This is a genomic window from Arthrobacter glycogeni, from assembly GCF_054511155.1.
The window spans coordinates 1-1,557 of record NZ_JBTNDE010000049.1 but is presented as its reverse complement, the minus strand read 5'-3'; the positions used below and the strand labels follow the sequence as shown (position 1 = coordinate 1,557).

Sequence of the window (1,557 nt, the reverse complement as noted above, 5' to 3'; positions counted from 1 at the left end):
TTGATGCCGACCCGTGAGCTCGCTGAGATTGCGGTTGCTATCGAGCAGGTCGCGAGGACCGCTGAGCAGCTACAGTTGATCGCCGCGCATGCGGTGGAGTATCAGAATGTGGCGGTGGTCGGTGAGTCCGATCAGCGGTTGAACCTTGCCGGTACTAACAGCGAAACCGCTGACAGGGATCCGGCGGGCGGGGATCCGGTGAACGGTGGATTGGTGAACGGCGGATTGGTGAATGGTGGATTGGTGAACGGCGGGTCGGTGGGTGGGGCTTTGAATCGGACGGGGTGTCGGGATAATGCTGAGTATCTGCGGAATACGTTGCGGGTCAGTAAGAGTGAGGCGAAGCGGAGGATCCGCTTATCGGCTCAGGTGTTACCGTCGGTGCAACTCAATGGTCAGCCGGTCGCACCCAGGTTAGGGCATCTGGGGGCGGCGGTCGCCCGATCAGCGGTAAGTAGCCTGGCGGCCACGTTGATCAGTGCGGCCCTGGATCGGGTGCGACCTGTGGCGTCGGCTGAGCAGGTGGAGACGATGGAAGCGAATCTGACCCGTCAGGCGGCGGAGTCGGATGTGGATGTGCTCCGGGCGGTGATCAGGCGGTGGGAGGACACACTGGATCCTGATGGTCAGGAGCCATCCGAGGAAGCCCTTCGGGCCCGGCAGGGAGTTTTCCTGCGAGGCAAGCGCCATGGGCTGCGGTTTATCGAGATTCTTGCCACCGATGAGCAGTTCGAGGATTTGGTGACGGTAATGTACTCGGCCACCAATCCACGGGCCCGGGCCGGACTCTCAGCATCCGAAGCCGAAAACCTCGGAGACGCCCACCAGCCCACCGTGGTGACCGCCCAGAACACATCCACTAACCAGACCACATCCACTACCCCGGTCACGTCCACTGCCTGGGGGGCTTCGCCCGGCCAGGGGGCTTCGGCTGGCCAGGCGAATTCGGTGATTGAGGTGCCAGTCGCCGATTCGGGTGGTGATTTTGATCGGTCGACGTGGGCTCAGCAGTTACTCGATGGCCTGGTCGGGGCGTGCCGGATCGCTTTGTCCACCAAAGAGCTGCCGGCTGCCGGCGGTTTGAGGCCCCAGGTGTTGGTCACGATCGATTACAAGGAGTTGGTCGCCGATGTGGGTCGGGCCGGCACGGCCGCGTTTGGTGGGTTACTTAGTGCCCGATCGATTCGCCGGATCGCTTGTGACGCGGATATTCTTCCGGTGGTATTGGGAAGCCGAGGCCAGATCCTCGATGTCGGACGGCCTCGCCGACTGTTTCCTCCCACCTTGCGCAAAGCGTTGACGGCCCGCGATGGTGGGTGTGCTTTCCCGGATTGCATGATCCCCTCACCGTGGACCGATGCCCACCACATCTTTCCCTTCAGCAGAGGCGGCCCAACCACCACCGATAACGGGGTACTCCTTTGCACCCGGCACCATCATTTGCTGCACCAGAACGAATGGGCGATCGAGGTCAAAGACCGGGTCCCGTGGTTCATCCCACCCCCATACATCGACCCGGCCCGAAAACCCCGCCAAAACCACTACCACCGCGACCAC

1 protein-coding gene is annotated in these 1,557 nt (G+C 62.4%); it reads left to right on the top strand.

Features of this window, described 5'->3' with window-relative positions:
- Positions 1–1,557 (top strand): HNH endonuclease signature motif containing protein (locus ACX80O_RS16660; protein ID WP_459334172.1); only part of this gene is annotated, 1,557 nt, incomplete at both ends.